This window comes from Helicobacter valdiviensis, assembly GCF_003245365.1.
GTDB lineage: Bacteria > Campylobacterota > Campylobacteria > Campylobacterales > Helicobacteraceae > Helicobacter_D > Helicobacter_D valdiviensis.
On sequence record NZ_NBIU01000075.1, the window covers coordinates 1 to 1,784 of the forward strand.

A 1,784-nucleotide genomic window follows, 5' to 3' on the forward strand; every position below is an offset into this window, starting at 1 on the left:
TAAGTGCTAAAGAAGTTGCAAAAGAGCTAGGAATAAATCCTGATACTTTTAATTCTATGAAGTTTAGAAACTCTATCCCCTATCCACAAATCTTAAACTTTTTGCATAAAAGAAATATTAGTATTAATTACTTTTTCTATGGAAGCTCTATAAAAGAAATATTAGATTGTGAAGAAAAGTATAAAATCCTAAAGCTTTATAAGACTAATGCTTCTTTAGGTGGAGGAGGAATTAATGAGTTTGTAGAGTTTCAAGAAATTATTATAGATAATACATTACTAGATTTTTTTAAAAGTAAAAATTGTGAGTTTATTACAAGTTTGGGTGATAGTATGGAAGAAGTTATAAAAGGGGGTTCAATTTGTGTGATTGATAGAAACAAACCTTTTAAAAATAAAGGTATTTATGTGATTAATACTAAAGAGGGTTTATTTATAAAACAAGTCTTTAAAAAAGATAATGGAGTAATTTTGCATTCTTTTAATCCTAACTATAAAGATATGTTTTATAGCAATGGGGAATTTTTGCTAATAGGTGCAGTAATTGGAGAGATAAGGAGAATGTAACAGCACACACTAAGCAAGTAAAAGTTATCGTTGTCCTAACAAAATTAAAGGAGAATAGATGAAAAACACAAACCTTGAAACTCTAAAAGAGAATTTAGAAAATACTTTAAGATATTGGTATGAAATAACAAATGATGAACTTTTCACAGAAAGCTTAGATGCAAGATTAGAAAGTTTAGAAGAAATGAAAGCTTTAATTTTAGCTATTAAAACAATAAAAAGCGAAACATTTAATCCTAAAAATCTAAATATAATTACTATTAAAACAGAAGCTAAACTAGATGTTGTATTAGAGTATAATAAAAATGAAGATTTGTATGATTTAGCTTTTAGGGGATAGCCCTAAAAGTTCATCACTAAAAGTTCCTTTTGCTCTTTTCTCTCCTTTGAGCTAAGAGAGTATTTAACCTTTAATTCTTTAATATTAAAGTCTTTATAAAGCTCTCTTACTAGCTCACAATCATTATAAGAGAGCATAAATTTACCTTTGATATTTTTTAACAACTCATTTAAAAGCTTATGTTCTTTTAGCCCAAAACCTCCTGTGTTTTGATAATAGGATTCTGTCCCTACATAAGGTGGGTCTAAATAAAACAAAGCCTCACTATTATCATAATGTTTTAAAATATAATCAAAGCTCCTATTTTCAATGCTAACTCTCTTTAGTCTTTTAGAATATATACTAAAATCTCTATAAAGTTTTTTAGGAGCTCTTGTTTTACTCATTGCAAAGCTTTCTTTCATCGCCCCAAAAGAACATTGGATAAGATAGAAATAAAACGCAGCTCTTTCTAATTGATTTCTTGGCTTTAGCTCTTTATTTTTTAACATATAAAAGATTTTTCTACTAACTAGCATAGAATTTAGCACATTTGTTAGACTTTCAGGCTTATTTTTAATACAAAGATGAAGATTAATTAAATCATCATTAATATCATTAATCACTTCTACTTTGGAGCTTTCTTTTTGATAAAGAATGTTTAATGCTCCTCCAAAAACTTCAATATAGCTTTTATGTTCTGGCATAAGTGTAATAATCTCTTTAGCTAATGCACTCTTTCCTCCAACCCATGCAAAAGGGGCTTTAAGCTTTGTAGTTTTAATGGTGCTAGTTTTCATTTTAAGTGAATTTTCCATAAATATCCTTTTAAAATGAAATAAAATAGCTTTAAATTAAATTTTAAAGCTATAATCTTTTTGCTAGTTTTCTTGGGCTAG

3 protein-coding genes are annotated in these 1,784 nt (G+C 27.4%); 2 read left to right on the plus strand and 1 reads right to left on the minus strand.

Annotated features, from left to right (window positions below):
• Positions 1–566 (plus strand): S24 family peptidase (locus B6S12_RS10515; protein ID WP_111230719.1); only part of this gene is annotated, 566 nt, incomplete at its 5' end.
• Positions 567–624: 58 nt separating this feature from the next.
• On the plus strand, positions 625–906 hold the full coding sequence (locus B6S12_RS10520) for a hypothetical protein (protein WP_111230720.1): 282 nt from the start codon (positions 625–627) through the stop codon (positions 904–906).
• 2 nt (positions 907–908) lie between these two features.
• Here B6S12_RS10520 and B6S12_RS10525 read toward each other — a convergent pair whose 3' ends face one another.
• Positions 909–1,703 (minus strand): DNA adenine methylase, encoded by a 795-nt coding sequence (locus tag B6S12_RS10525; RefSeq protein ID WP_111230721.1) that lies wholly within the window; start codon positions 1,701–1,703, stop codon positions 909–911.
• Between the last annotated feature and the right edge of the window lie 81 nt (positions 1,704–1,784).

What these genes read in the sequence shown, in the direction of transcription:
- B6S12_RS10520 (WP_111230720.1), top strand. Translation starts at nt 625, where the DNA reads ATGAAAAACACAAACCTTGAAACTCTAAAAGAGAATTTAGAAAATACT.
- B6S12_RS10525 (WP_111230721.1), bottom strand. Translation starts at nt 1,703, where the DNA reads ATGGAAAATTCACTTAAAATGAAAACTAGCACCATTAAAACTACAAAG.